Origin of the sequence: Candidatus Accumulibacter sp. ACC007, from assembly GCF_907163205.1 — a bacterium.
Lineage (GTDB): Bacteria > Pseudomonadota > Gammaproteobacteria > Burkholderiales > Rhodocyclaceae > Accumulibacter > Accumulibacter regalis.
The window spans coordinates 1-25540 of sequence record NZ_CAJQUD010000012.1; the positions used below are offsets into that span (position 1 = coordinate 1).

A 25540-nucleotide genomic window follows, 5' to 3' on the forward strand; every position below is an offset into this window, starting at 1 on the left:
ATCACGGCGTCGCCGTAAAAAAGCGCGGCGCCGAAAATGCCCAGCGCCGACAAGGCCCACAATATGCGTGGCGAGGCATTGGCGGTACGCAGGGCCAGGGCGGTCAGGGCCATGATGCCGCCCTCGCCCTTGTTGTCGGCGCGCATGATGAACAGCACGTATTTGAGGGAGACGGTGATCGTCAGCGCCCAGAAAACCAGCGACAGAATTCCCAGGACGGGTGTCGGTGTCGATCGGCAGCGGATGGTGACCGCCGAAGACCTCCTTCATGGTGTACAGCGGGCTGGTGCCGATGTCGCCAAAGACGACGCCCATCGCCGCCAAAGCGGTCGCTGCCAAACGCGGACTCTCGCCCTGTTCTGCGTTCTCGGTGCTCATTGCCCCTCCGTGAATTCTGCTCGCGATGCGATTGCCCGGTTCTTCCTCGCCCTGGCGGCGGGTCGGGCAGGCAGATGCAGCCTGTCACGGCTCAGCGTTGGGAAGTCACCCCCAGAAGTTCTCTTCGCCCCCTTCAGGGAGGCGACGAAGGCGCGATTCTAGGGCGAATTCAAGGCGACAACAGGAGCAAGAAATGGCCCTTTGTCAGAAGCGACGGAAGCGCTGCGCAGGCGTCGCGCAGGCGCGATTTCATCCTGTTTCGATTGAGGAAAAAAGCTTCGCAAGGGTGCATCCTGTCCGCCCCGGCAGTGCTAAACTCGCGCGCTTTGCAGCACGGCATTCACATCGGCGAGGTAAGACTTTGAGCGACGAAAACAAGCGGCTGGCGCCCGATGCGCTGGAAAGAGGCCTCGCCGACGTACATCTCAGCGAGGTGCGCTCGCTCCTCTCGCTGCAAAAACGCGTCGAGGAACTCGTCGAACCCTTGTTGCGCGAGCAGGATACGCCAGCGCTCGACGACGCCAGCGCCGAGATCCAGCAACAGTATCGCCGCGAATTGCGCCAGAAGCTCAAGCTGATGCCGGCCAAGGAAGTCGCCTACATTCTTGAGTCGCTGGAAGCGAATGAGCGCCTGATCGTCTGGGAAGAAGTCAAGGAAGGCGCCGATCCGATCCTGGCCATACTTTCCGACGACGTCCTCGAAGAGCTGATCGACGACAGCCACTACCGCAACGAGAAGACGGCAGTCACCGCTTTCGAACTGGTCGACGGCCACCTGCGCCAGATCACCATCACCCGCCCCGAGGAACTGCAGGACCTGAACCCGATCTGGGTAGACCTGATCGCGCCGACGAAGAAGATCCGCGGCTGGATTGGCCGCCGCTTCGACGTCGACCTGCCCGATCCCGGCAGCCTGACCGACCTCGAAGCCAGCGCCCGCTTCTACGTCGACGAAGAAGGGCATACGCACCTGCATTCGGACTTCCTGCTCGACACCAAGGAAGAATCGCGCAACGTCCCGGTGGCCCTGATCCTCCAGAACGACATCCTGTTCACGATCCGCACCGAGGAACTGCCGGTTTTCCGCCTGCAGCGCGCGCGTGCGCGCACACGGCCCGGCTACGTGACCGACGGCAAGGACGTCCTGCTCGACCTCTACGCGGCCGACGTGGAGTACTCGGCGAACGCGCTGGAGGATGTATACGCCGAGCTGGAGCGGGTCGGCAGGCAGGTCCTGCGCTCGCATATCACTCGACCAGGAAGCGACCCAGATCCTGGCCGGCCGTTTCCGAAGCCGAGGACCTCAACGGCGCACGCGACGGAACGTGCTGGATACGCGGCGTGCGCTGTCGTTCCTGCTGCGTGGCCGCTTCCTGTCCGAGGAGCAACTCGGCCGATGACGCGAAATCCTGCGCGACATCGAATCACTCGACGGCCATACCGCATTTCCCTGTTCAACAAGATCAACTTTCTGATGGACGCCACGGACAGCGCGATCAACATCAACCAGAACAAGGACATCAAGCGACTGACGGTTCTCAGTGTCATCTTCATGTCCGATCAACGTCCTCGCCGGCATGGGTGGAATGTCCGAGTTCTCGATGATGACCGAGGGCATTCCCTGGCCGTCCGCCTACGCGGCCTTTCTGGTCGCCATGATCGCCGTCGGCAGCAGCAATGTATGTCGGCGTGAAGTATTTCGAGAAGCGCCGAATCAGGAGTAATCGCGCTGCCAACCGCAGGAGACCGCCTGACCACGGCCGTCCTGCGCCAGCGGGCGCTTCTCCCCGTGCGCGCGCCCTGCCCTCCTCTCCCCGCCAGCTACCAGGCCTTGAAAACCGCTTCGCAGCATGCGACCGTCGCCGCAATGTCGGCCTCTGCGTGCGCTGCCGAAACGAAGCCCGCTTCGAAGGCAGCCGGAGCGAATAGTGGCCGGCGTCGAGCATGCCGTGAAAGAAGCGGTTGAAGGCCTGCTGATCGCAGCTCATCACCTCGGCGTAGGTTTGCGGACACTCGTGACGAAAGTAGAGGCCGAACATGCCGCCGACGGCCTGCGCCGAAAACGGCACGCCGTTCCTTGCCGCCGCCGCGCGCAAAGCCGTCGGTCAGCTGTCGGTACGCTGCCGTGAGGCTGCTCGTAGAAACCGCCGCACGCACGGACCACACTTCAGTCGTCCGCCAGACCAGCGGCCACGGCGACCGGAATTACCGGACAGCGTGCCCGCCTGGTAGACCGGCCCGAGCGGCGCACCTGGGCCATGGATTCTCCCGGCGGACCTGCCGAAAGCGGCCCCCGGCAAAGCCGCCGCCGATTCACCTTGCCGAGCGTGGTCAGGTCCGGCGTGATCCGTACAGGCCCGGCGGCGCACCCGGCGATCCGACCCGGAAACCTGTCATCACCTCGTCGAAATCAGCAACCGCGCCGTGCCTCGCTGCACAACCGCGCATCGTCCTGCAGGAATTCGGGCCTGCGGCATGACCAGGTTCCATAATTGGCCGGCGACCGGGTTCGACGATCAGCGCGGCAATCTGCGCGCCGTGCTCGGTTAAAGGCGGCCTTCCATTCCGGCCGTGTCGTTGTAGTCGAGAACCAGGGTGTGCCGGGCAAGATCAGCGGGTACGCCGGCGGAACTGGGGTTGCCGAGCGTCAGCATCCCCGAACCGGCCTTGACCAGCAGACTGTCCGGAATGGCCGTGGTAACAACCTTCGAACTTGATCAGCAGGTCCCGCCCGTATGGCCGCGTGCCAGGCGGATGGCACTCATCGTCGCCTCGGTGCCGGAACTGACCAGGCGAACCATTTCCAGAGACGGCAGCGACTCGCACAGCAGCTCGGCCATGTCGACCTCGCTTTCGGTCGGCGCGCCAAAGGACAGCCCCTTGCGCGTCGCTTCCTGACCGCTGCCAGCACTCCGGTATGCGCGTGGCCGAGAATCAAGGGCCCCCACGAGCCCACATAATCGACGTAGCTCGTGCCGTCCGCGTCGGTGACATGGGCGCCGGAACCGGCGACGAAGAAGCGCGGCGTACCGCCGACCGATTTGAAAGCGCGCACCGGCGAGTTGACGCCACCCGGTATGTGCTTCTGGGCACGCTCAAAAAGTTGTTGATTGTGGGAGATCAAGAGCATTTTCCTCGAATAGTTGGTGATAGGCGGCGGCGCGCGACGCCACGTCAGGCGCCTCGAAGAGATCGCTGATCACGGCCAGCAAGTCGGCGCCGGCGGCGAGCAGCGGCGCGGCGTTCTCGACCGTGATCCCACCGATGGCGCAGGCCGGCACCTGCAGTTCGGCGCGACAGCGGGTAATCAGCGACGGCGAGGCACGCACCGCCAGCGGCTTGGTCGACGACGGGTGCATGGCGCCAAAGGCAAGGTAGTCCGCGCCGAACGCAGCGGCAGCCCGGGCGCGCTCGAAATCGTCGTAGCAGGAAGCGCCGAGCAGGCGAGCGCCGCCCAGCGCCTCGCGCGCCGTCGCCAGCTTGCCGTCGGCGGCGCCCAGGTGCACACCGTCGGCGCCCACCGCCAGCGCCAGTGCCAGATCGTCGTTGATCAGCAAGCGGGCGCCGAACTGCCGGCAAAGGGCGAGCAAGGCGCGCGCCGTCTCTGCCTGGCGGGTCGCGTTGCCACCCTTGTCTGCGATACTGGACAAACGCCGCCCCACCCTGCAGGGCGGCCCGAACGCGGTCAAGAAGGACGTTGGCGGCCAGGCAATCCGGGGTGATCGCGTAGAGGCCACGCAGCGACTGGCGCAGGGCGTCAGGCAAGGAGACCACCGCCACCGGCGCGCAGCCGGAAGAAGCGATCCGGCAGGTACTGGCCCATGCCGACCCGGAAACCGGCAGCCAGCGCTTGCCAGGTATAGTCCTGCGCGGCCTGCGTCGCCTCGCTGACCGGCAGGCCGCGGGCGAGATGGGCGGCTATCGCCGAGGCCAGCGTACAGCCCGACCCGTGGTAGCTGCCGGGCAGGCGATCCCAGCTGTCGCTGCGCAACAGACCCGCCTCGCGTCCGTAAAGCCGATTGACGACGCGCGGCGTGTTGTCATGCGTTCCGGTCAACAGCACGTACTCGCAACCAAGGGAGAGCAAGCGCTGCGCGCAGACGTCGACATCGACATCGACATCGACATCGACAGCCTGATCGTCGTGCGCCGCTTGCGCCTGGTCGGAGAGTCGGCGCGCTTCGAGCGTATTCGGCGTCAGGATCGTGGTCAGGGGGAGCAGGAGCTCGCGCAAGGCGGCGATCATTTCGTCATCCGCCAGTTCATCGCCGCGCCCGGAGGCCAGGACCGGGTCGAGGACTACGGGCAGCAGCGGGTAGTCGGCGAGGATATCGGCGATGATCAGGATGTTATCGGCGCTCCCCAGCAGGCCAATCTTGAACGCCGCTACCGGCATGTCCTGGAGCAGGGTACGCGCCTGATCTTCAACCCAGTCGGCATCGACGGCGAGAACGCCGGCGACGCCGACAGAATCCTGAACAGTCAGCGCCGTGGTCACCGACAGGGCGTGGCAGCCGAGCGCCGAGACAGTCATCAGGTCGGCCTGCAGGCCCGCTCCGCCGGAGGGGTCGCTGGCCGCGAAGCTCAACACGATCGGTGGCGGCATTCGGGCAGAAAAGGAGTTCATCAGTGCAGGGCCGCGGTCAGCAAAGATTTTCTGTCAAAAAGAAAGTCTTGGCAGCAAGAGAGGGGTTTGGCTAGAATCTATCGGATTTTCGCCGATTCTAACCGAAAACCGACGGTAGCCATGAACACAGCAAACGACCCACAGTACCTGACCTGGATGTGCCTCACCTGCGGCTTCATTTATGACGAGGCGGCGGGCCTGCCAGACGAAGGCATCGCGCCCGGGACCCACTGGCAGGACGTGCCGATCAACTGGACCTGTCCGGAATGCGGTGCGCGCAAGGAAGACTTCGAAATGGTCGAGATTTGAAGACAATGCGTTATAGTAATGTCAGCAGGAGATGACGTCGGAAAAGTGACGCCCTCAAGATAAAAACCTGACGCACTCGGGAGGAGACAATTGGCTGAAGCGGCAAGTCTGCGCGGCGTCAAGGTCATGGTCATTGACGACAGTAATACCATACGCCGGAGCGCGGAAATATTCCTTGTCCAGGCCGGCTGCCAGGTATTGGTGGCGGAGGACGGTTTCGATGCCTTGGCAAAAATCGCCGATCATCAGCCAGCAGTCATTTTCTGTGACATCGTAATGCCGCGACTCGACGGCTATCAGACCTGTGCGCTGATCAAGAAGAACCAGCGTTTCCGCGCCACGCCGGTGATCATGCTGTCGTCCAAGGACGGCCTGTTCGACCGCGCGCGCGGTCGCATGGTCGGCTCGGACCAGTATCTGACCAAGCCATTCACCAAAGACAGCCTCCTGCAAACGGTGGCGACTTTTGCACCGCGGTCAGCCTGAGAGAGCCAGACACCATGACCATCAAGAAAATCCTCGTCGTTGACGATTCGCCCACCGAGCGCCATGTCATGAAAGCCTTATTGACCAGCAGTGGTTATGAGGTCATTACGGCGGAGAGCGGCGAAGAGGGAATCGCCAAGGCGAAGAGCGAACTGCCGGATCTGATCCTGATGGACGTGGTCATGCCGGGCCTCAATGGCTATCAGGCGACCCGCACCCTGACCCGTGACGAGGCGACGCGCAACATTCCGGTCATCGTATGCACGACCAAGGGGCAGGAAACCGACAAGATCTGGGGCCTGCGCCAGGGCGCGCAGGATTACCTGGTCAAACCCGTCAACGGCCCTGAGCTGCTGGCCAAGATTGCGGCACTCTGACTGCCAGCAAGCGCATGACCAAAAAGATCAGCCTGCACGATTTCCAGTCCTACCTGGCGGCACGGCTCGCCGGCACGGGCAATCAGAGTTCGGCAGGCTTGCTCGGCATCCAGGCGGGCCCCGACTACTGGCTCCTGGACCTGGCCGACTCAGGCGAAATCGTTCCGCTGACCCCGCTGACCAGCGTGCCGTTGACGCTGCCGTGGTTCGCCGGCGTCGCCAATATTCGCGGCAACCTGTACTCGGTGGTCGACCTGGCGGCCTTTCTCGGCAAGGAGGCAACGCCGCAGAATGCCAGCTCTCGGCTGCTGTTGATCGGTACCCGCCACGGCAGCAACGCCGCCTTGCTGGTCACGCGCATGATTGGTTTGCGCAATGTTGAAGCCTTGCATCCGGAAGCAGCCGATGCGACAGCGCCAATCTGGGCACAGGAGTCCTACAGCGACAACGAAGGGCGGCGCTGGAAGAAGCTCAAGGTGCGGGAGCTTCTGGCTGACGAGGCGTTCATGGACATTGGCGTATGAGCCGCTTGGTCGAGCCAGCGCCTCGACGACCATCAGTCACCCCGTAGCGACCGTGTAACCGGAGAGAAATATGACGTTGAAGTCCAAACTGCCGAGTTTTTTGTCCGGTACGACAGACCCGGCAGGCGAGACCCTGGGGGATCGCACGGTGATGGATTCCGATGCCGAGATGGGCGACGAGGAGCCCCCGTTTGCGCTGCCTCTGCTCGGCCGCTACCCGGTGTCCAAACAGCTGCAGATTCTGGGTGGCGCACTGCTGCTGGTCATGCTGATCATCGCCGTCGTGGTTTATCGTGACGACCGGCAGTCGACCTACGGCACCGCCTACATCGCCGCCGCCGGCGACATGGGAATGCTCTCGCAGCGACTGGCCAAGGCATCCAGCCTGGCTTTGCTGGGCGATCCGGCAGCATTCAAGCAGCTCAGGGATTCGCGTGACAGTTTCGTGACCAGCCTCGACCGACTGATCAACGGTGGCGAACTGGGCGCCACGCTGGTGCCCGCTTCGCCGGCAAGCGTGCACCCGCAGCTGCTCTTCCTGAGCGAGGCCTGGGCGAAGACCGACAAGAATGCCGGGCGGCTCCTGGAGATGGAGAAAAACCTGATCTCGCTGGGCAAGGACGTCGCCTCGATCAACGACAAGAACCCGCAGCTACTCGAGCGCTCGGAGCAGATCGCCGCACTCAAGCTGCAGAGCAGCGCCGGCATCCGCGATATAGCAGCCGCCAACCAGCTGGTGATGCTCACCCAGCGAATCGCCAAGAACGCCAATGCGCTGCTCGTCGGCGACGCCATCGACGCGGAAATCGCCTTCCTCCTGGGCAAGGACACGAACACTTTTCGCGATCTCATCAGCGCCTTGAGCAAAGGCAGCGAGACGCTACGCATCACCGCCACCACGGACACGGAGACGAAACAGAAGTTAGGCGAACTGGATACCAGTTTCAGCGAGTATCGAACCGCTGTTGGCGGCATCCTCGGCAATCTGCAGCGGCTGGTCATTGCCAAGCAGGCGGGTTCGCAGATCTTTCGTGACAGCGAAGAGCTGCTTGGTGCCACCGACCAGCTGGCCAGGGCTTACCAAGCCAACGTCATGGAACGTAGCGGCTACGGTTTCGCTCTTGCGGGCCTGATCGTGCTCGCCATCAGCCTGCTGTTCCTGCTCGCCAGGACCTACCTGACGGAGAGCAAACGACAGGCCGAGACTGCCGAGCGCGGCCGCCGGGAAACCGAGTTGGTCAACCGCCAGAATCAGGGTGCCATCCTGCGCCTGATGAACGAGCTTGGCGACCTCGCCGACGGTGACCTGACGGTAACCGCGACGGTCTCCGAGGACATCACCGGGGCCATCGCCGACTCGATCAACTACACCATTGAAGAACTGCGCGTACTCGTCGGTCGTATCAACGATGCTGCCAGCCGGGTTACCGTGGCGACGGGAATGGCGCAGCAAATCTCCGTCGAACTGCTCGCCGCGGCCGAGCAACAGACCGCCGAAATAAAATCGGCCGGTCAGTCGGTACTGAACATGTCAACGTCAATGACCAACGTTTCCGGCGACGCCAAGCAGTCGGCCACCGTCGCCCGGCAGTCGCTGGCGGCCGCCGCCAAGGGAACACAGGCCGTCGAAGACTCGATCAAGGGCATGAACAAGATCCGCGACCAGATTCAGGAAACCTCGAAGCGTATCAAGCGCCTCGGGGAGTCGTCGCAGGAAATCGGCGAAATCGTCGAGCTCATCTCGGACATCACCGAACAGACCAATGTCCTGGCGCTCAACGCAGCCATCCAGGCTGCCTCGGCCGGCGAGGCGGGGCGCGGCTTCACCGTCGTTGCCGAAGAGGTGCAGCGCCTCGCCGAACGTTCGGGCGAAGCGACCAAACAGATCGGGGCGATCGTCAGGACCATTCAGACCGACACCCAGGACACCGTCTCGGCGATGGAGGAGTCCACCCGCGGCGTCGTCGAAGGGGCTCGACTATCCGACGCTGCAGGCCAGGCTCTGGCCGAAATCAGCGAGGTTTCGCGGGAGCTCACGGCCTTGATCGAAACCATCGCCGGCGCCACGCGGCAGCAATCGGAACTGGCGACCAAAGTGACCCGCAAGATGCAGGACATCCTGCTGGTCACCGGACAAACGACGGCCGGTACGGAAAAAACGGCGACGGCCATTGGCGAGCTGGCCGGTCTGGCTACGGAGCTGAAAGGCTCGGTCGCCGGTTTCAAAGTCAAGTGAGCGCCCGCGCCTATAGACTGGAGTGGAGACCCCTTCCCGGATGAATGCCCAGACGGACTTCGATATCGGCCCGCTGACCTGGGTCAAGAACGAGATCGACCTCGCCCTGGAGCGTGCCGACCAGGCGCTGCAGGAAGTTGCGGCGAGCCTAGCCCTCGACAGCGCCGATCTCGGCCAGGTCAGATTCTGTCGCACCCACCTGCACCAGGTGCAGGGCGCTCTGACCATCGTCGGTCTCGACGGAGTCACCCAGTTTACCGAAGCGCTGGAATCCTTGCTCGAGGCGATCGAGCGGCAGGAGCAAGCGTGCAGCTCGGAGCACGTCGAGCTGGCACAACGCGCCATGGCCAGCCTTCGTCATTACCTCGATGACCTGATCGGCGGCCAGCCGAACCAGCCACTGCGCCTCCTGCCCCTCTATCGAGAGCTGCAGGCGGCACTTGGCCTGCAACGCGTCCTGGCCACCGATCTCTTCTTCCCCGACCTGCGCGTACGCCCTCCACGGCGCGCAGGCGGCACGGCGAAAACCGGTGCTGGCGAGATCCAGGGCCGCCTGCGGCAGCAACGCGCTCACTTCCAGCGCGGCCTGCTGTCATGGTTGCGGGCACCGCAGAGCGGTACGGGCGTGCCGGAAATGCTCGACGCCGTCAAACGCATCGAGGCCATCCAGGAATTGCCTTCGGCACGCTCTTTCTGGTGGGTGGCCACCGCCTTCCTGACCGCGCTGGGTGAACGAGCGCTGCCGCCGGATGCCGATGCCAGGCAACTGTGCACGCGCATCGACCTGCAGATTCGGCGACTCCTCGAAGGCTCGAACAATGTCGCCGAGCGCCTGATGCGTGACGCGCTTTACCTCGTCGGCAACGCCAACAGCAAGCATCGCGCCGTCCAGCGCGTCCAGAAAGCCTACCAATTGGCCGCGCTGCTGCCCGGTACAGCACCGGAAGCCGCGGTCGCCGAGGAGTCTGTCCGCCGTCGCCTGCGTGAGGCGATCGCCAGCACCGAGGAATCCTGGAACAAGTTCTGCGCGGGAACGACGCAGGCGCTGCCGACCTTCGCGACCAGCAGCATGGCGCTGGCGGCAGTGGTCGAGGAGCTTGGCCAGGACGACTTTCGCCGCCTCGCTCAGGCCATCGGGGAGGTCGCCGAGTTCCTCCGCAAAGCGCCGACGATGCACAACGAAGTGCTGGCCATGGAAACTGCCACGGCCATCCTGCTGGCGCTGAATGCGCAGGGAAACATCCAGTACCTGGACAGCAGCTTCACGCACCAGGTCGATGTAATGGTCGATCGAATTCATGCCTGCCTGGCCGGGAAGTCGCTGGCCGCCGGGTCCGAACTGCCTTCGCTCGACGCGATGTCCCGGCAGGCACAGGAAAAATTGCTGGTCAGCCAGGTTGCCAGGGAGATCCAGAGCAACCTGACGCAGGTCGAACAGGTGCTTGACGGCTTCTTCCGGGACGTCGACAAGGGGTCCGATCTGGAAGGTCTGGAAACACCGATGCGCCAGGTCATCGGCGCGCTGACCATGATGCGCCACGAAGGGGCGGTTGCCGTTCTGAAGAAGTGCGCCGCCGAGATACAAACCTTCTCCGCCCCGGACTATGTCCCGCTGGAGAGCGACTTCGAGCAACTGGCCGAGAAGCTGTCGCTGGTCGGTTTCTTTGTCGACGCACTGCAACACGGCGCGACTGATTTCGATGCCTTCGTCCGCAAGATGGAGTCCAGTGTTGGCCGCGAAGCGCTCGTCGAGGCGCCCGCGGGGACCGTGGAGAAGGAAGTCGAGGAGCAGAAACTCGAAGCGCACGCCTTGTTGCAAGCGCTCAAGGATCGGCCGGACGAGGTGCAGTTGCGCGAGCAGGTCGCCAGACATCTCGCCGCGCTGCAAAAAGACGGCGATCTGGTTGGCGACAGGCAAGTCGAGCCACAGATCAAGGATCTCCTGTCGGTGCTCGCCGCTGGCGGCGACGCCAGCGCACAACTCGACGCAATGATGGCTGCGCTCAAGCCGCAAACCGCCGAGACCCCACAGCCCTCCGCAGAAACGATCCAGCTCGCGCAGGCCAGCAGCGAGGAAGTCGACGCCGAAATCCTGGAGATCTTTCTTGACGAGGCGCAAGAGGTGCTGGCGAGCATCGACAGAAATTTCCAGTCACTGAAAACGCAGCCGCAAGCAGCAGAATTGCTGACCGCCATCCGCCGTTCGGTACATACCCTCAAGGGCAGTGGCCGCATGGTCGGGCTGAGGGATTTCGGTGAAGCGGCGTGGTCGGTGGAACAGGTTCTCAACCTGTGGCTGCGCCAGGAACACGAGGTCACGCCAGCGATCGTCGACCTCATCGGCCAGGCCTACGCGATCTTTGTCGCCTGGGTCGAGCATCTGAAAACCGGCCAGGCGCAGGCACCCGATGCCGCGCCAATGATGGCGCTTGCGGCGTCGCTTCTGCGCGGCAGTGAGGAGGGAGGCGGCGAAACGCCTCAGCCGGAAGTGGCAGCCGCAGCGGATGACAGCGCTGCAGGGACGCCTGACGGAGGCGGCGCAGGAAGCGCCGTGGTGCCCGGCGAAGACGCGGGCAACGAGCCCGGCCCACGCCTGCGGCTGACCATCACCTCGGCGCTGGCCGAGATCTTCAACGAAGAGGCGGGAGCTCACCTGGCAACCCTGCGCCATGAGTTCTCGGTGCTCGAAAGCGACCCCGCGGCGCCAACCACGCACGAGATGTATCGCGCAGCGCATACGCTGGCCGGCATCGCTGGAACGGTCGGCATCGAGCCGGTGAATCGCCTGAGCATGGCTCTCGAACACGCCGTCTCACGGCGCAATCACGCAGCGCATCCGGACAGCGCCGAAGCGCTGGAAGCCATCCGCCAGGCGATTGCCGGACTGGCCCTGATGCTGACCGACATCGTCGGCCAGCACGAACCCGACGCGGCTCCCGTGCTGATCGACACGCTCGACGCACTGTATCTGGAGCAGTCTGCCGAGAAAGAGGCCGAACTGGCTGCAGAGCAGGCGCGCAGCGACGGCGATACCGGCGACCAAGCGAGCAAGGAAGCGCTCGCTGCGGAAACGCCGGACCTCGACACGCTGGCATCGCCGGCGACTGCCGGGCCGCCGACCCCTGCGGCAGCGCCGAGCGGCAGCGCGCTGGCCATCCCGGAGATGCAGGATGAGCTCGACGAGCAGCTGCTGCCTCTGTTCCTGGAAGAGGCGCTCGATCTCACCCAGAGCATTGCCGCGCAACTGCGCGCCTGGCGCAGCAAGCCTTCCGACAGCGACGTCCTGCGCCGCCTGGCGCGCCTGTTCCATACCCTCAAGGGTAGCGCACGCATGGCCGGAGCGATGAACCTTGGCGAGCTGACGCACGCCATCGAAACGCGCATGGCGGAAGCGCAGCAGACGGAGAATTCGCCGCTCGAACTGATCGACGACATCGATAATGCTTTCGACGTCATCGTCCAGATTGTCGAACGACTGCAGCGTGGCGAGCTGGCCGACGCGCCGGTCGACGTTCCCGATGAAGCCGCCGAGGAAATCGCCTCAGACGCTGTCGCCAGTGCCGAAGTCGCGCTTCCCTCTGCCGACCAGAATGCGCCTGCGGGACAGCCCGAAGCGCAGGAAGGCGAAAGCGAGAGCGGCGGGCAGCGCGCCGTGCTGCGCGTGCGTGCCGACCTCATCGACCGCCTGGTCAACGAAGCTGGCGAGCTGTCCATTGCGCGTTCGCGGATTGAGGGCGAAATGCGGGCCATCAAGGGATCGCTGCTCGACCTCACCGAGAACGTGATCCGTCTGCGCCGCCAACTGCGCGATATCGAACTGCAGGCCGAATTGCAGATGCAGTCACGCACGGCGCACAGCGATGAACGCCGCCCGATCGATTTCGACCCCCTCGAATTCGACCGCTTCACGCGTTTTCAGGAACTGACACGGATGATGGCCGAATCGGTAAACGATGTCGCCACCGTGCAGCAGAACCTGCTGAAGAACCTTGACGACGCCAACGCCGCGATTCTCGCGCAGTCACGTCTGAACCGCGAAGTTCAGCAGGAGCTGATGTCGGTGCGCATGGTGCCGTTCAGCAGCATTGCCGACCGCCTCTACCGAATTGTTCGCCAGGCAGGCAAGGAGCTGGGCAAGCGAGCCAACCTGGAAATCAGCGGTGGTCAGCTGCAGCTCGACCGCATGGTCCTCGACAAGATGCTGGCGCCGCTCGAACACATGCTGCGCAACGCCGTCGCCCACGGCCTTGAAAACACCCAGCAGCGCCGGGCCAAGGGCAAACCGGAAATCGGCGAACTGTCTCTGAAACTGACCCAGGAAGGCAACGAGGTCATTGTCGCCTTTGCCGATGACGGCGCCGGACTCAACCGGCAGCGCTTGCGCGAGCGCGGTCTGGCCGCTGGCCTGCTGACCGAGGAGCAGGCCGCGGACGACGCGCAGGTCGTCGAGATGATCTTTGCGCCGGGAATCTCGACCGCCAGCGGCGTCACGCGCCTGGCTGGGCGCGGCATCGGCATGGACGTCCTGAAGAGCGCCGTGGTCAGCCTTGGCGGGCGTATCGAGGTGCTGTCAACGCCCGACCAGGGAACCACCTTCCGCCTCTATCTGCCGCTGACGCTGGCGGTGACCAAGGCCTTGCTGGTACGCTCCGGCCAACGCGAGTACGCGATTCCGGCGGCAATGATCGAGCAGGTTCTCGACCTCAAGGAAAAGGGGCTGACGCGCATTCGCGAAGCCAATGCTGCGCTGTGGAGCGGCAACCCGTATCCCTTCCACTATCTGCCGCACCTCCTCGGCGCACCGCAAGCCCTTCCGGAGAAGCACCCCCAGTACTGGGTCCTGCTCCTGCGCAGTGGTGCGCGCAGGGTGGGGCTGCAGGTCGATGAGGTGCTGGGCAGTCAGGAAGTCGTGGTCAAGAACATCGGCCCGCAGCTGGCGCGGGTCAGCGGCGTCGCTGGCGCGACGGTGCTCGGCAATGGCCAGGTGCTGCTGATCCTGAACCCGATTGCGCTGGTCAGTCGTCCGCGCACGGCGACGCCGGTCTCGCCGGTCCCGACGCTACGCCAGGCAGTGAGCGCCGGCGGCGTCGCCGCCACGCTGCCGACGGTGATGATCGTCGACGACTCGCTGACCGTGCGCAAGATCACCAGCCGGCTGCTGGCCCGTGAAGGCTACCAGGTGATGACCGCCAAGGATGGCATGGATGCTCTCGAACAATTGGTGGCGATCATCCCCGATGTGTTGCTGGTGGACATCGAAATGCCGCGTATGGACGGCTTCGAGTTCACCCGCAACGTGCGCGCCGACGAGCGCTTGCGCGGCGTCCCGATTGTCATGATCACCTCGCGTACGGCAGACAAGCACCGGCAGTACGCCTTCGAGCTGGGCGTCAATCACTATCTCGGCAAGCCCTATCAGGAAGAGGAACTGCTACGCCTGGTGGCCGCGCACGTCAGGGAACAGCGGGGCTCTTGACGACCGCGTAACGTTCCAGGGTCAGCTGCCTGGCCTGCTGATGGTCGACCAGCGGTGCCGGCGTCTCGCGCCCGATACGCACTCCGCAGGCTTCCTGCTCGGCCGGACTCATCCGCCACGGCGCGTGGATGAAGCGGTCAGGAACGGCGGACAGTTCCGGCAGGTAGCGACGGATGAACTTGCCGGCAGGGTCGAAGCGCTCCGACTGCAGGACGGGATTGAAGATCCGGAAATAGGGTTGGGCATCGCAACCACTTGACGCGGCCCATTGCCAGCCACCGTTGTTGGCAGCGAGATCGAAGTCGTTCAACCGGGCGGCAAAATAAGCCTCGCCGCGCCGCCAATCGATACCCAGATCCTTGCTCAGAAACGAAGCGTTGAGCATGCGCAGACGATTGTGCATATAGCCCGTGCCGTTGAGCTGGCGCATCGCGGCGTCGACCAGCGGATAGCCGGTGCGTCCTTCGCACCAGGCCGCGAAGGCCTCCTCCGCAGGCGCCCCCTGCTCCCAGGCGACGGCGTCGTAAGCCGGCTTGAAAGCACGCTCGGCGACGTAGGGAAAGCGATCGAGGATCATGAAGTAGAAGTCACGCCAGATGAGTTCCGAAAGCCAGGTCGCAGCGCCCTCGTTACCCGTCCGCAGGGCCCCCGCGGCAATCGCCCTGGCCACCAGTTCGCGAATCGAGACGGTCCCGAAACGCAGGTGGATCGACAGATAGGACACCCCTTTCAGCGCCGGAAAGTCGCGCTGCTGCCGATAGCGGGAGATGCGCCCGAGAAAATCGTCGAGCAATTGCCGTGCCCCGGACATCCCGGGGACGAAACCCAGCGCGCGCAGGTCGGTCGCGGCAAAGCCGAGTTCCGCCAGCGAGGGCACGCGCTGCGCGCCCGGCGGCGTGGCCAGCGTCCCGATTTCTTGTTCACCGGGCTGCCAGTCGTCCTCGGTCAGGCGCTTGAGCCAGGCTCTCTTGTACGGGGAAAACACCGTAAACGGTCGCCCGGCCTGGGTCAGCACTTCGTCGCCGTCAAGAATTGCCTGATCCTTGAAAGACTCGAAGGCGATTCCGCCGGTGTGCAAGGCAGCGCTCACCGCGGCATCGCGACGCTTGGCTTGCGGCTCGTAATCGCGATTGGCGAAAACCGCCGCGACGCCAAGCTCGCCGGCCAGTCTCGGTATCTCCTCGGCGGCCCAGCCATGGCGGACCAGCAAACCGCCGCCACGCCGATGCAGGGCGGTGTCCAGTTCGAGCAGCGATTGGCGAATGAAGTCGACGCGCCGATCGTCACGCCTGGGCAGCGGATCGAGAATTTCGCGGTCGAAGAGAAACGCGCAATGGACGCGCCTTCCCCTGCGCAGCGCTTCGCCCAGCGCCACGTGATCGCTGTCACGCAGATCGCGCCTGAACCAGACCAGAATTGAATCGAGCATGGATTACCTTTGTGTCCCCAGCCGCCGCCGATTAGAATGAGGCCATGAAAAGCATCAACCTGACTGACCATTTTCTCATTGCCATGCCGGCAATGGCAGATCCGTATTTTTCCAGGACGCTGGTCTATATTGCCGAGCACAACGAGCGTGGCGCGTTGGGGGTGATCGTCAATCGCCCGATCGACATGAGTCTGGGAACGCTGCTCGGCAAGATCGACGTCGTGCTCGAGGCCGATGGCTTCGCCAACCTGCCGGTCCTTTTCGGCGGACCGGTGCAGACCGATCGCGGCTTCGTCCTGCACCGACCGGTCGGCCAATGGCAATCGACACTGGTGGTCAACGATCACGTCGGACTCACCAGTTCGCGCGATATTCTGCAGTCGGTTGCCGAAAAAGGTCAACCGCAGGACCTGATGGTCACACTCGGCTATTCGGGCTGGTCTGCCGGCCAACTCGAACACGAACTGGCCCAGAACGCCTGGTTGACCGTCGCTGCCAGACTGCCGATTCTCTTCGAGTTGCCCTACGAGGAACGACTGGCCTCGGCACTTGACCTCCTCGGCGTCAGCCTCACCAACCTAGCCGACCAAGTCGGTCATGCCTGAGGCGACCGGCGGACCGACTGGCGCCGTGCTCGCTTTCGACTTCGGTGAAAAACGCATCGGCGTCGCGACCGGCGAATGGCAGCTGCGACAAGCGCATGCGCTGACCACCGTCCATGGCGAAGGCAACGCCGCGCGCTTCGCCGCCATCGCCGCTCTGATCGAAGAATGGCAGCCGCGCACTCTGGTCGTCGGACGGCCCTTGTCGCTCGATGGCAATGTACATGCCATGACCGCCCGCTGCGAACGCTTCGCCAATCAACTGCGCGGCCGCTTCAGGCTGAGCGTCGACTATGCCGACGAACGGCTTTCCTCGCACGAAGCACAGGCGCGGCTGCGCGCAGCCGGTCACGACTCGCGCAAGGCCGGCAGGCATCTTGACGCCGTCGCCGCGCAGCTCATCCTGCAGGACTATTTCGATAGCACCCGCGGCGACTCATCCACGCTTTCACCCACCCCCGACGAGCCCACAGATGCCAGCCATTGAACTTCCCGACGCCAACGTGCAATGCAGCGAACTCGCTGAACTCATCCGACCCCGGCTGCTCCCGAAGACGGTCCTGGTCGGCATTCACAGCGGCGGCGTCTGGGTCGCCCGACGACTGCACGATCTGCTGGCACTGGACAACGAGATTGGCCTGATCGATGTCTCTTTCTACCGCGATGACTACGGCGAAAAGGGTCTGCATCCGCGCGTCCGGCCAACGTCGATTCCCTTCGATGTGGAAGGCCGACCGCTGATCCTGGTCGACGACGTGCTGTACACGGGTCGCACGACGCGTGCGGCGATCAACGAGCTGTTCGACTACGGTCGACCGGCGAGCATCCAGCTTGCCGTTCTCGCCGACCGCGGCCAGCGGCAACTGCCCATCTGCGCCGACTTCTGCACCTGGCGGGTCGACCTCGACGCGACGCAGGAACTGGTGCTCTCTGCGGACGGCGACGGCCACCTGCGCTGGAGCCTGGGCGCCAATGCATAATCCACAACTCAACGCCAATGGCGAGCTGACGCACCTGCTGTCGATCGAGGGCTTGCCGCGCGAACTGATTCATCAGATTCTCGATACGGCATCGAGCTTCCTCGAGGTGTCCGACCGCGACGTCAAGAAGGTCCCCCTGTTGCGTGGCAAGAGCGTGTTCAACGTCTTTTTCGAAAACTCCACGCGGACGCGAACGACCTTCGAGATTGCCGCCAAACGCCTCTCCGCGGACGTCATCAACCTCGACGTGACACGCTCGTCCACCGCCAAGGGCGAAACCCTGCTCGACACGGTCGACAACCTGATCGCCATGCACGCCGACATGTTCGTCGTCCGCCACGCGGCCAGCGGCGCGCCGCACCTGATCACCGAGCATCTGCGCCGCCTCGGGCGAAACGACGTGCACGTGGTCAATGCCGGCGACGGACGTCACGCCCACCCGACGCAGGGCTTGCTGGACATGTATACCATCCGTCACTACAAGAAGGATTTCAGCAATCTGGTGGTGGCGGTGGTCGGCGACATCCTGCACTCGCGCGTGGCGCGCTCGGACATCAACGCGCTGACCACCCTCGGCGCCGCCGAGGTACGCGCCGTTGGCCCGCAGACACTGCTGCCAACGGCCATCGAAAGAATGGGTGTGCGTGTCTGCCATGACCTGCGTGAAGGAATACGCGATTGCGACGTGGTCATCATGTTGCGCCTGCAGAACGAGCGCATGAATGGTGCGCTGCTGCCCTCGGCGCGCGAATACTTCCACTGTTACGGGCTGACGCCGGCAATGCTGGCGCTGGCCAAAGCGGACGCCATCGTGATGCATCCGGGGCCAATGAATCGTGGCGTTGAAATCGACTCTGATGTCGCCGACGGACCGCAGGCGGTGATTCTGCCGCAGGTGACCTTCGGGATTGCCGTGCGTATGGCGGTCATGGGCATTCTGGCAGGGAACTGAGCGATGAACAGGCAGAACCTCCACATCCGCAACGCGCGGCTGATCGACCCCAGGAACGGCCTCGATGAGCAGCTCGACCTGTTCGTCGCCGACGCGCGCATTGCGTCCATAGGCCAGCCGCCGGCCGGCTTCTCGGCGGACCGCAGCATTGACGCCAGCGGGCTGATCGCCTGCCCCGGTCTGGTCGATCTGTCGACCCGGCTGGGCGCCATCGAACCCGAACTCGCCGCCGCCGTCGCCGGCGGCGTCACCTCGCTGGCCTGCCCGCCAGACACCAAACCACCGCTCGATGAACCGGGGCTGGTCGAACGCCTGGTACGGCGCAGCGAAACGCTTGGCCTGGCACGCGTCTATCCGATCGGCGCCCTGACCCACGGGCTGGCCGGCCAGCGGCTCGCTGAAATGAACGCGCTCGCGCGGGCCGGCTGCATTGGCTTCTCGCAGGCCAACGAGCCCATCGATACGCAGTTGCTGCTGCGGGCCATGCAGTACGCGGCAACTTTTTCGTACGCGCTGCGCCTGCGACCACAAGACCAGTTTCTCGCCCGTGAGGGTGTCGCCCACGATGGTGAAGTTGCGTCGCGGCTGGGACTGACCGGGGTACCGGTATCGGCGGAAACCGTGGCCATCGCCACCGCCCTGCACCTGGCGTCCGAAACCGGTGTCCGCCTGCATCTTTCGCGGCTTTCTTCAGCCGCCGGCGTGGCGCTGGTCCGCGAAGCCAAACGTTCGCGCATGCCGGTCAGCTGTGACGTGTCGATCCACCACCTGCATCTTTCGGAAATGGACATCGGCTACTTCGACAGCAACGCGCGCTTCGACCCGCCGCTACGCGCGCAAAGCGACCGTGACGCGCTCCGTGCCGCCGTTCGGGATGGCGTCGCGGCAATCTGTTCGGACCACACCCCGGTCGATGCGGATGGCAAGCAGCTTCCGTTTGCCGAAGCCGTCCCCGGCGCCATTGGCCTGGAACTCCTGCTCCCCTTGACGCTGTTGTGGGCGGAACAGATGCAGCTTCCGTTAGCCGAAGCGCTGGCCCGCATCACCTGTGATCCGGCAGAAATTCTCGGCATCGACGCCGGTTCGCTGAGCATCGGCAGTCGTGCCGACATTTGCGTCTTCGACCCCTGCGAAGCCTGGCGGCTTACCCCCGAGACCTTGCGCAGCCAGGGCAAGAACAGCCCCTACCTGGGTTACGAAATGATCGGCAGGGTGCGCATGACGCTGGTCGGCGGACGAATCATCTTCGAGGCTTGAGCCTTACTGCCCGAGAAGGCGCCGTAGCGCACTCGCTGAAACCCCGCTCAGGGACAACAGCTTGCGCCGCGACTGGTGGCCACTCTTCAGCTCGATCAGCGACTTGGCCAGCCCCAGCCGCTGCGCGAGGAACTCGATCAGGGCAGCGTTCGCGCGCCCGTCGATCGCCGGTGCTGCGAGGCGGACCTTGAGCGCGTCGCCGTGCAGGCCAACGATTTCGCTGCGCTTTGCTGCCGGCTGAACATGGACGCTCAGGGTCAGCGCAGCGCCGTTTTCGCGTAGCCAGTCGGCCACGGCTTACAGAAACATGAGGACCAGCTGCGCCAGAACGATGGCGATCAATGGCGACAGATCGACCACCCCGATGCGTGGAACGAGACGCTGGATGGGACTCAGAAAAGGCCTGGTCAACTGCCCGACCGGCTGGGTCAAAGGCGAGTACGGACTGACCCACGAGAGCACGGCCTGCACCACCAGCGCAGCAATGAGCAGGTAAATGCTCATGCGCAGGGTAGCCAGCACCCCCTGCCACAGCAGCACAGGCCACAGGCTCAGTGGTGACCAGGCTTCGCTGCCACCGTGCAGGGAAAGCACGGCGCCGGCAAAAACGAGCTGCAGCAGATACGCGGGCAGCAGGCTCGCCAGATCGAGACCCCACAGGCCGGGTAGCGCCTTGCGCAAGGGCTTGACCAGCCAGTTGGTCAGGTCGACGACGAAAGTACCCACCTGGTTGTTGAACGATACCCGGAAAGCCTGCATATAGAAGCGCAGCAGCAGGGCAAAGCTCAGGAACCCGGTCACCACCTGGAGCAGAAACAAACCCGCCTGTGCAGCCATCAACTATCCTTTCCCAGCAGCTCGCCCAGTTCACGACTGCGAGCGTTGGCCGCCTGCACGCCAGCGATGAAGCCTTCCCTGACGCCACGCTCTTCCATCATTTGCAGCGCGGCTTCGGTCGTTCCGCCTTTCGAGGTGACGCGCTCACGCAGCACGGCAGCGGCTTCATCCGACTGCACGGCCAGCTTGGCGGCGCCGAGTACCGTTTCTATCGCCAGCTGGCGCGCCTGCATTGGCGTCAGACCGAGTTCGGTCCCCGCCTGCTGCAAGGTCTCGATGAACAGGAAGACATACGCCGGGCCGCTTCCGGAGACCGCGGTCACGGCGTCCATTTGCGCCTCATCGGCGACCCACAGGGTACTGCCGACGGCCTGCAGGATGCGCTCGGCACCGAGCCGCTCGGCCATCGATACCCCCGGCAAGGCACACAGCCCGGTGATGCCGGCACCGATCAGCGCCGGGGTATTGGGCATCGCGCGCACGATCTTGGCATAGCCGTCGAGCCAGCGGGCGATGTCTGCCAGGCGCAAGCCGGCCGCGATACTGATGACGAGTTGCTGGTTGAGGCGCTTGGGAAGCGACGCACAGGCATCGTGCATCTGCTGCGGCTTCACCGATAGCAGCAGCGCATCGCAGTCCAGCGCGGCGGCAGTCGGCGCCTCGTAACAGCGCACCCCGTACATCAGGCGAAGCTTGGCACGCCCCTGCGCACCGACCTCGATCACCGCAATGTCGGCCGCCGAAAATCCGGTCTTCACCAGGCCACCGATCAGCGCGCTGGCCATATTGCCGCCACCCAGGAAAGTAATTCTCATGCTTTGTGTCTCTCACCAAAAATCGCGCTACCCACACGAACCACGGTCGCCCCCTCGGCGATCGCCGCGTCAAGATCATGCGACATACCCATTGAAAGGGTATCAAGCACCAAGCCATCGGCCTGCAGCTGCTCGAACAGCTGGCGCAACAGGCGGAACGGGCGACGCTGTTCGAGAAAGGCGTCACTGCGCGCGGGAACGGCCATCAGACCGCGCAAGCGCAAGTTTGGCAGCGCAGCAATCGCCTGCGCCAGCGCCGGTACTTCGGCAGGCAAAACCCCGCCCTTGCTGGCCTCCCCGCTGACGTTCACCTGCACACAGACCGACAGCGGCGGCAGCGACGCTGGTCTTTGTTCGGCAAGACGTTCGGCAATCCGCAAGCGGTCGACAGAATGCACCCAGTTGAAATTCTCGGCAAGCGAACGGGTCTTGTTGCTCTGCACCGAACCGATGAAATGCCAGTCCAGCGCCAGGGAGCGCAGCTGATCTACCTTGTCGATGCCTTCCTGGACAAAGCTCTCGCCAAAGGCCGTCTGCCCGGCAAGCGCCACTTCGCGGATGCACGCGACAGGCCAGGTCTTGCTGACCGCGACCAGGCGAACATCCCCCGGGTCACGTCCGCATTGCCGTGCCGCGCCGGCGATTTGCGCGAGAACGGCTTGCAGCTTGGCGGAGAGTGAGGTCATAATCAGGCGCTACGCAGGTTGCCCCGAGTATAGCACCGCGCCCTGCCCACCGCCCGAGGACCGAACCTGATGGACATCACCGAACTGCTGGCCTTCAGCGTCAAGAACAAGGCTTCCGACCTCCACCTGTCATCGGGCCTGCCGCCAATGATCCGGGTCAACGGCGACGTGCGGCGCATCAACCTGCCAGCCATGGAGCACAAGGACGTGCACGCGAGGGTGTACGACATCATGAGCGACGGCCAGCGCAAGCAGTACGAAGACACCCTGGAATGCGATTTTTCCTTCGAGATCCCCAATCTGGCGCGCTTTCGGGTCAATGCGTTCGTGCAGAACCGTGGCGCCAGCGCTGTCTTTCGGACGATTCCGTCGAAAGTGCTGAGCCTCGAGGAACTCAACTGCCCGAAGATCTTCAAGGCCATCTCCGAATTTCCCCGCGGCATCGTACTGGTCACCGGCCCTACCGGCTCAGGCAAATCGACCACCCTGGCGGCGATGGTCAACCATGTCAATGAGAACATGTACGGGCACATCCTGACCGTCGAGGACCCGATCGAATTCGTTCACCAGTCGAAGAAGTGCCTGATCAACCAACGCGAAGTTGGACCGCATACGCTGTCATTCCAGAATGCGCTGCGCGCGGCGCTGCGCGAGGACCCGGACGTCATCCTGGTTGGTGAAATGCGTGATCTGGAAACCATCCGCCTGGCACTCTCGGGAGCCGAAACGGGACACCTGGTATTCGCCACTCTGCACACCTCGAGCGCGGCGAAGACCATCGACCGGATCGTCGACGTGTTCCCGGCTGCCGAAAAGGAAATGGTTCGCTCGATGCTCTCCGAGTCGCTGCGCGCGGTAATCTCGCAAACGCTGCTCAAGAGCAAGGATGGCCTGGGACGGGTCGCCGCGCACGAAATCATGCTCGGCACACCGGCAATCCGCAACCTGATCCGGGAGAACAAGGTCGCCCAGATGTACTCCGCGCTGCAGACCGGGCAGCAGCATGGCATGCAGACGCTCGACCAGAATCTGGTCGAACTCGTGCGCCGCAACATCGTGTCGGCGGCGGAAGCCAAGACCAAGGCCGCCAACAAAGACACCTTCCCCAGCGTCTAAGCCCGCTTCGCGAGCAGGAGAAAAAGCATGGAGCACGATCAAGCGCTGAAGTTCATGCACGAACTGCTGCGGCTGATGACGCAGAAGAATGGTTCCGACCTGTTCATCACCGCGCATTTCCCGCCGGCAATCAAGATCGACGGCAAGGTGATGCCGGTATCCAACCAGCCGCTACTGCCGCAGCATTCCGCCGAACTCGCACGCTCGATCATGAACGATCGGCAAGCAACCGAATTCGAAGAGAAGAAGGAATGCAACTTTGCCATTTCACCGTCGGGCATCGGCCGCTTTCGGGTCAATGCCCTGGTGCAACAGGGGCGCGTCGCGGTGGTCTGCCGAACGATCAACCTGGTGGTTCCGACGCTGGACGAACTGGCGTTGCCAGCGGTCCTCAAGGACCTCTCGCTGACCAGCCGCGGCCTGGTGATCTTCGTCGGCGGCACCGGCACCGGCAAGACGACTTCACTGGCCGCGCTGCTTGATCACCGCAACCGCAACAGTTACGGCCACATCATCACCATCGAAGACCCCATCGAGTTCGTGCACGAGCACAAGAAGTGCATCATCACGCAACGCGAAATCGGCGTCGACACCGACTCCTGGGAAATCGCGCTGAAGAACACCCTGCGCCAGGCACCGAACGTGATCATGATGGGCGAGATCAGAGACCGGGCGACGATGGACTACGCCGTCGCTTTCGCCGAAACGGGCCATCTGTGCCTGGCGACGTTGCACGCCAACAGCAGCAACCAGGCGCTGGACCGGATCATCAACTTCTTCCCCGAAGAACGTCGCCACCAGTTGCTGATGGACCTTTCCCTGAACCTGCGCGCCCTGATTTCGCAGCGTCTGCTGCCGAAGAAGGACGGCAAGGGACGGGTGCCGGCGATCGAGGTGCTGCTCAATTCACCGCTGATTTCGGACCTGATCTTCAAGGGACAGGTGCACGAGATCAAGGACGTCATGAAGCGCTCGCGCGAACTTGGCATGCAGACCTTCGACCAGGCGCTTTTCGATCTTTACGAAGCCGGTCAGATCAACTACCAGGAAGCCTTGCGCAACGCCGACTCGCTCAACGACCTACGCCTGCAAATCAAGCTGCACGGCAAGGAGTCGCACGATCGAGACCTCACCGCCGGCATCGGCCACCTGGACATCGTCTAGGGCGGCAGGAAGCTGCCGCCGGCTGAGACGCTGCGCAGCCGGCGGCGGCACAGCGAGCTTGCCGCGAGCGCCCCGAGCGCCCGCGCACGCATGCTTCCACGAGCGCAAGCAATCGGCTCTACGCGGGGGCTGCCCCGCCCTTGCCGCGGTTACTGCCGGCGACCATTCTGAATTCGTACAGGCGGCAGTCAAGCGCACCGTTGAACAGCGGCGTCTTCTTGCTGGGCGTCAGGCGCACCATTTTCGGCAGGCGCGTGTCGGCGCTGATCAGGTAACAGGTCCAGCCCGCGAAGCGTTGCTTGAGCGCCTGGCCGAGCAAGGGGTAGAAGGCGGCCAGTTCGTCATCGCTGGAAACCCGCTCGCCGTAAGGCGGGTTGCTGACCATTATCCCGCTGCTCGCTGGTGCGTCGATGGCGAGCAGATCTCCCGAACGCAGGCTGACCGCGGACAGCAGCCCGGCGCGGTCGAGGTTGGCCAGCGCAGCGCGCACCGCCACCGGCGAGAGGTCGCTACCGAAGATCCGTGCATCGGCAAGCGGTTTCTCGCCAGCCCGCGCTGCGTCGTGCAGCGCCTGCCAGGCCGCGGCATCGAAGTTGCGCAGATTCTGGAAAGCGAAATCACGCCGGGCGCCCGGCGCCAGACCGAGCGCAATCTGGGCGGCTTCGAGCAGAAAAGTGCCGCTGCCACACATCGGGTCAAGCAGCGGGATGCCCGGCTGCCAGCCGCTGAGGCGCAGGATGCCCGCCGCCAGGTTTTCTCGCAGCGGCGCTTCTACGGTCTTCTGGCGAAAACCGCGCTGGTAAAGCGGGGCGCCCGAGGTATCCAGATAGAGCGTGCACTCGTCGCTGCTGATGAAACCCTGGATACGCACGTCCGGTTGGCGCGTGTCGACGCTTGGCCGGCGGCCGAAATCACGGCGAAAGCGATCGCAAATGGCGTCCTTGATGCGCAGAGTCACAAAGTCGATGCTCTTCAGTGGGCTTTTCACCGCATTGACGTCGACGCGAATGGTCTGTTCCGGAACGAACCACTTGGGCCATGCTGTCTCGAGCGCCAACTGGTAGATGTCTTCCTCCTTCGCGTAACGGGCGTGCGCGACGCGGCAGAGGACGCGGGTGGCAATCCGCGAATGGAGATTGAGCCGGTAGCAAACCGACCACTCGGCGAAAAAATGCACCCCGCCGGAGATCTGCTTCAGATCAGACGCGCCAGCCATCGCCAGATCTTCGGCGAGCAGGGTCTCAAGACCACGCGGACAGCTGGCAAAGAAGGTTTCCAAGATTGTCTCC

The 25540-nt window shown here is 63.9% G+C and carries 22 protein-coding genes and 2 pseudogenes; 14 read left to right on the forward strand and 10 right to left on the reverse strand.

Annotation, left to right across the window (positions count from 1 at the left end; translation table 11 throughout):
* Positions 1 to 378, reverse strand: a pseudogene (locus QZ634_RS20435) (KUP/HAK/KT family potassium transporter); the annotation flags it as partial.
* A gap of 361 nt (positions 379 to 739) precedes the next feature.
* On the opposite strand from QZ634_RS20435, the gene QZ634_RS20440 reads away from it, so the two are divergent.
* Positions 740 to 2071, forward strand: coding sequence for a CorA family divalent cation transporter (locus QZ634_RS20440; protein ID WP_291991338.1), 1332 nt, complete (start codon positions 740 to 742; stop codon positions 2069 to 2071).
* A 128-nt stretch (positions 2072 to 2199) separates the two neighbouring features.
* Here the strand turns inward: QZ634_RS20440 and QZ634_RS20445 are convergent.
* The 3 genes and pseudogenes from QZ634_RS20445 to QZ634_RS20455 form a co-directional block, all read right to left on the reverse strand.
* Positions 2200 to 3502, reverse strand: a pseudogene (locus QZ634_RS20445) (glutamate-1-semialdehyde 2,1-aminomutase).
* Positions 3474 to 4028, reverse strand: a complete 555-nt coding sequence (locus QZ634_RS20450) for a thiamine phosphate synthase (protein WP_366145434.1) — start codon at positions 4026 to 4028, stop codon at positions 3474 to 3476. The pseudogene QZ634_RS20445 and the gene QZ634_RS20450 overlap by 29 nt, the downstream one beginning before the upstream one ends.
* A 107-nt stretch (positions 4029 to 4135) precedes the next feature.
* Complete coding sequence (locus tag QZ634_RS20455) at positions 4136 to 4984, reverse strand: hydroxymethylpyrimidine/phosphomethylpyrimidine kinase (RefSeq protein ID WP_291991111.1); 849 nt, start codon at positions 4982 to 4984, stop codon at positions 4136 to 4138.
* Between the two features lie 141 nt (positions 4985 to 5125).
* Here QZ634_RS20455 and QZ634_RS20460 point away from each other — a divergent pair, with 141 nt between their 5' ends.
* The 6 genes from QZ634_RS20460 (at position 5126) to QZ634_RS20485 (ending at position 14413) form a co-directional block, all read left to right on the forward strand.
* The gene (locus tag QZ634_RS20460; RefSeq protein ID WP_291991109.1) at positions 5126 to 5314 is read left to right on the forward strand and encodes a rubredoxin; all 189 of its coding nucleotides are present in this window, start codon (positions 5126 to 5128) and stop codon (positions 5312 to 5314) included.
* Between the two features lie 90 nt (positions 5315 to 5404).
* Positions 5405 to 5800 (forward strand): response regulator, encoded by a 396-nt coding sequence (locus QZ634_RS20465; protein ID WP_291991107.1) that lies wholly within the window; start codon positions 5405 to 5407, stop codon positions 5798 to 5800.
* Positions 5801 to 5814: 14 nt separating this feature from the next.
* A complete protein-coding gene (locus QZ634_RS20470) occupies positions 5815 to 6177 on the forward strand; it encodes a response regulator (protein WP_291991106.1) in 363 nt (120 codons plus the stop codon).
* 14 nt (positions 6178 to 6191) lie between these two features.
* Complete coding sequence (locus QZ634_RS20475; RefSeq protein ID WP_291991104.1) at positions 6192 to 6701, forward strand: chemotaxis protein CheW; 510 nt, start codon at positions 6192 to 6194, stop codon at positions 6699 to 6701.
* Between the two features lie 70 nt (positions 6702 to 6771).
* Entirely contained in the window at positions 6772 to 8937 is a 2166-nt protein-coding gene (locus QZ634_RS20480; RefSeq protein WP_291991102.1) for a methyl-accepting chemotaxis protein, read from the forward strand.
* A gap of 40 nt (positions 8938 to 8977) precedes the next feature.
* Complete coding sequence (locus QZ634_RS20485) at positions 8978 to 14413, forward strand: Hpt domain-containing protein (RefSeq protein ID WP_291991101.1); 5436 nt, start codon at positions 8978 to 8980, stop codon at positions 14411 to 14413.
* Here QZ634_RS20485 and QZ634_RS20490 read toward each other — a convergent pair.
* The gene (locus QZ634_RS20490; RefSeq protein WP_291991339.1) at positions 14391 to 15842 is read right to left on the reverse strand and encodes a deoxyribodipyrimidine photo-lyase; all 1452 of its coding nucleotides are present in this window, start codon (positions 15840 to 15842) and stop codon (positions 14391 to 14393) included. The genes QZ634_RS20485 and QZ634_RS20490 overlap by 23 nt on opposite strands.
* A gap of 44 nt (positions 15843 to 15886) precedes the next feature.
* On the opposite strand from QZ634_RS20490, the gene QZ634_RS20495 reads away from it, so the two are divergent.
* Genes QZ634_RS20495 through QZ634_RS20515 form a run of 5 tightly spaced genes read left to right on the forward strand, consistent with a single transcriptional unit; the run spans position 15887 to position 19633 of the window.
* The gene (locus tag QZ634_RS20495) at positions 15887 to 16447 is read left to right on the forward strand and encodes a YqgE/AlgH family protein (protein WP_291991340.1); all 561 of its coding nucleotides are present in this window, start codon (positions 15887 to 15889) and stop codon (positions 16445 to 16447) included.
* Positions 16440 to 16931 (forward strand): Holliday junction resolvase RuvX, encoded by a 492-nt coding sequence (gene ruvX, locus QZ634_RS20500; RefSeq protein ID WP_291991341.1) that lies wholly within the window; start codon positions 16440 to 16442, stop codon positions 16929 to 16931. The genes QZ634_RS20495 and ruvX overlap by 8 nt, the downstream gene beginning before the upstream one ends.
* Positions 16918 to 17424, forward strand: a complete 507-nt coding sequence (gene pyrR, locus QZ634_RS20505; RefSeq protein WP_291991237.1) for a bifunctional pyr operon transcriptional regulator/uracil phosphoribosyltransferase PyrR — start codon at positions 16918 to 16920, stop codon at positions 17422 to 17424. Before ruvX ends, pyrR begins: the two co-directional genes overlap by 14 nt.
* On the forward strand, positions 17417 to 18376 hold the full coding sequence (locus QZ634_RS20510) for an aspartate carbamoyltransferase catalytic subunit (RefSeq protein ID WP_291982344.1): 960 nt from the start codon (positions 17417 to 17419) through the stop codon (positions 18374 to 18376). Before pyrR ends, QZ634_RS20510 begins: the two co-directional genes overlap by 8 nt.
* A 3-nt stretch (positions 18377 to 18379) precedes the next feature.
* A complete protein-coding gene (locus QZ634_RS20515) occupies positions 18380 to 19633 on the forward strand; it encodes a dihydroorotase (RefSeq protein ID WP_291991342.1) in 1254 nt (417 codons plus the stop codon).
* Positions 19634 to 19636: 3 nt separating this feature from the next.
* On the opposite strand, the gene QZ634_RS20520 is transcribed toward QZ634_RS20515, so the two are convergent.
* Genes QZ634_RS20520 through QZ634_RS20535 form a run of 4 tightly spaced genes read right to left on the reverse strand, consistent with a single transcriptional unit; the run spans position 19637 to position 21971 of the window.
* Positions 19637 to 19927 (reverse strand): DUF167 domain-containing protein, encoded by a 291-nt coding sequence (locus tag QZ634_RS20520; RefSeq protein WP_291991343.1) that lies wholly within the window; start codon positions 19925 to 19927, stop codon positions 19637 to 19639.
* A gap of 3 nt (positions 19928 to 19930) precedes the next feature.
* Positions 19931 to 20470 (reverse strand): YggT family protein, encoded by a 540-nt coding sequence (locus QZ634_RS20525; protein WP_291991344.1) that lies wholly within the window; start codon positions 20468 to 20470, stop codon positions 19931 to 19933.
* Positions 20470 to 21285, reverse strand: a complete 816-nt coding sequence (proC, locus tag QZ634_RS20530) for a pyrroline-5-carboxylate reductase (protein ID WP_291991345.1) — start codon at positions 21283 to 21285, stop codon at positions 20470 to 20472. Before proC ends, QZ634_RS20525 begins: the two co-directional genes overlap by 1 nt.
* On the reverse strand, positions 21282 to 21971 hold the full coding sequence (locus QZ634_RS20535) for a YggS family pyridoxal phosphate-dependent enzyme (protein ID WP_291991346.1): 690 nt from the start codon (positions 21969 to 21971) through the stop codon (positions 21282 to 21284). The genes proC and QZ634_RS20535 overlap by 4 nt, the downstream gene beginning before the upstream one ends.
* Before the next feature lie 69 nt (positions 21972 to 22040).
* Between QZ634_RS20535 and QZ634_RS20540 the strand changes: the two genes are divergently transcribed.
* Positions 22041 to 23087 carry a type IV pilus twitching motility protein PilT gene (locus tag QZ634_RS20540; protein WP_291991347.1) on the forward strand — a complete coding sequence of 349 codons (1047 nt, stop codon included), beginning with the start codon at positions 22041 to 22043 and terminating at the stop codon, positions 23085 to 23087.
* A gap of 27 nt (positions 23088 to 23114) precedes the next feature.
* Complete coding sequence (locus tag QZ634_RS20545; RefSeq protein ID WP_291991348.1) at positions 23115 to 24251, forward strand: PilT/PilU family type 4a pilus ATPase; 1137 nt, start codon at positions 23115 to 23117, stop codon at positions 24249 to 24251.
* Positions 24252 to 24369: 118 nt separating this feature from the next.
* Here QZ634_RS20545 and QZ634_RS20550 read toward each other — a convergent pair whose 3' ends face one another.
* On the reverse strand, positions 24370 to 25530 hold the full coding sequence (locus QZ634_RS20550) for a THUMP domain-containing protein (RefSeq protein ID WP_291991349.1): 1161 nt from the start codon (positions 25528 to 25530) through the stop codon (positions 24370 to 24372).
* Positions 25531 to 25540 lie beyond the last annotated feature (10 nt).

Excerpts from the sequence above, each read along its gene's own strand:
- QZ634_RS20490 (WP_291991339.1), bottom strand. The coding sequence starts at position 15,842 with ATGCTCGATTCAATTCTGGTCTGGTTCAGGCGCGATCTGCGTGACAGC.
- QZ634_RS20470 (WP_291991106.1), top strand. The coding sequence starts at position 5,815 with ATGACCATCAAGAAAATCCTCGTCGTTGACGATTCGCCCACCGAGCGC.
- QZ634_RS20495 (WP_291991340.1), top strand. The coding sequence starts at position 15,887 with ATGAAAAGCATCAACCTGACTGACCATTTTCTCATTGCCATGCCGGCA.
- ruvX (WP_291991341.1), top strand. The coding sequence starts at position 16,440 with ATGCCTGAGGCGACCGGCGGACCGACTGGCGCCGTGCTCGCTTTCGAC.
- QZ634_RS20515 (WP_291991342.1), top strand. The coding sequence starts at position 18,380 with ATGAACAGGCAGAACCTCCACATCCGCAACGCGCGGCTGATCGACCCC.
- QZ634_RS20545 (WP_291991348.1), top strand. The coding sequence starts at position 23,115 with ATGGAGCACGATCAAGCGCTGAAGTTCATGCACGAACTGCTGCGGCTG.
- QZ634_RS20510 (WP_291982344.1), top strand. The coding sequence starts at position 17,417 with ATGCATAATCCACAACTCAACGCCAATGGCGAGCTGACGCACCTGCTG.
- QZ634_RS20475 (WP_291991104.1), top strand. The coding sequence starts at position 6,192 with ATGACCAAAAAGATCAGCCTGCACGATTTCCAGTCCTACCTGGCGGCA.
- QZ634_RS20480 (WP_291991102.1), top strand. The coding sequence starts at position 6,772 with ATGACGTTGAAGTCCAAACTGCCGAGTTTTTTGTCCGGTACGACAGAC.
- QZ634_RS20540 (WP_291991347.1), top strand. The coding sequence starts at position 22,041 with ATGGACATCACCGAACTGCTGGCCTTCAGCGTCAAGAACAAGGCTTCC.
- QZ634_RS20485 (WP_291991101.1), top strand. The coding sequence starts at position 8,978 with ATGAATGCCCAGACGGACTTCGATATCGGCCCGCTGACCTGGGTCAAG.
- QZ634_RS20455 (WP_291991111.1), bottom strand. The coding sequence starts at position 4,984 with ATGCCGCCACCGATCGTGTTGAGCTTCGCGGCCAGCGACCCCTCCGGC.
- QZ634_RS20460 (WP_291991109.1), top strand. The coding sequence starts at position 5,126 with ATGAACACAGCAAACGACCCACAGTACCTGACCTGGATGTGCCTCACC.
- proC (WP_291991345.1), bottom strand. The coding sequence starts at position 21,285 with ATGAGAATTACTTTCCTGGGTGGCGGCAATATGGCCAGCGCGCTGATC.
- pyrR (WP_291991237.1), top strand. The coding sequence starts at position 16,918 with ATGCCAGCCATTGAACTTCCCGACGCCAACGTGCAATGCAGCGAACTC.
- QZ634_RS20525 (WP_291991344.1), bottom strand. The coding sequence starts at position 20,470 with ATGGCTGCACAGGCGGGTTTGTTTCTGCTCCAGGTGGTGACCGGGTTC.
- QZ634_RS20535 (WP_291991346.1), bottom strand. The coding sequence starts at position 21,971 with ATGACCTCACTCTCCGCCAAGCTGCAAGCCGTTCTCGCGCAAATCGCC.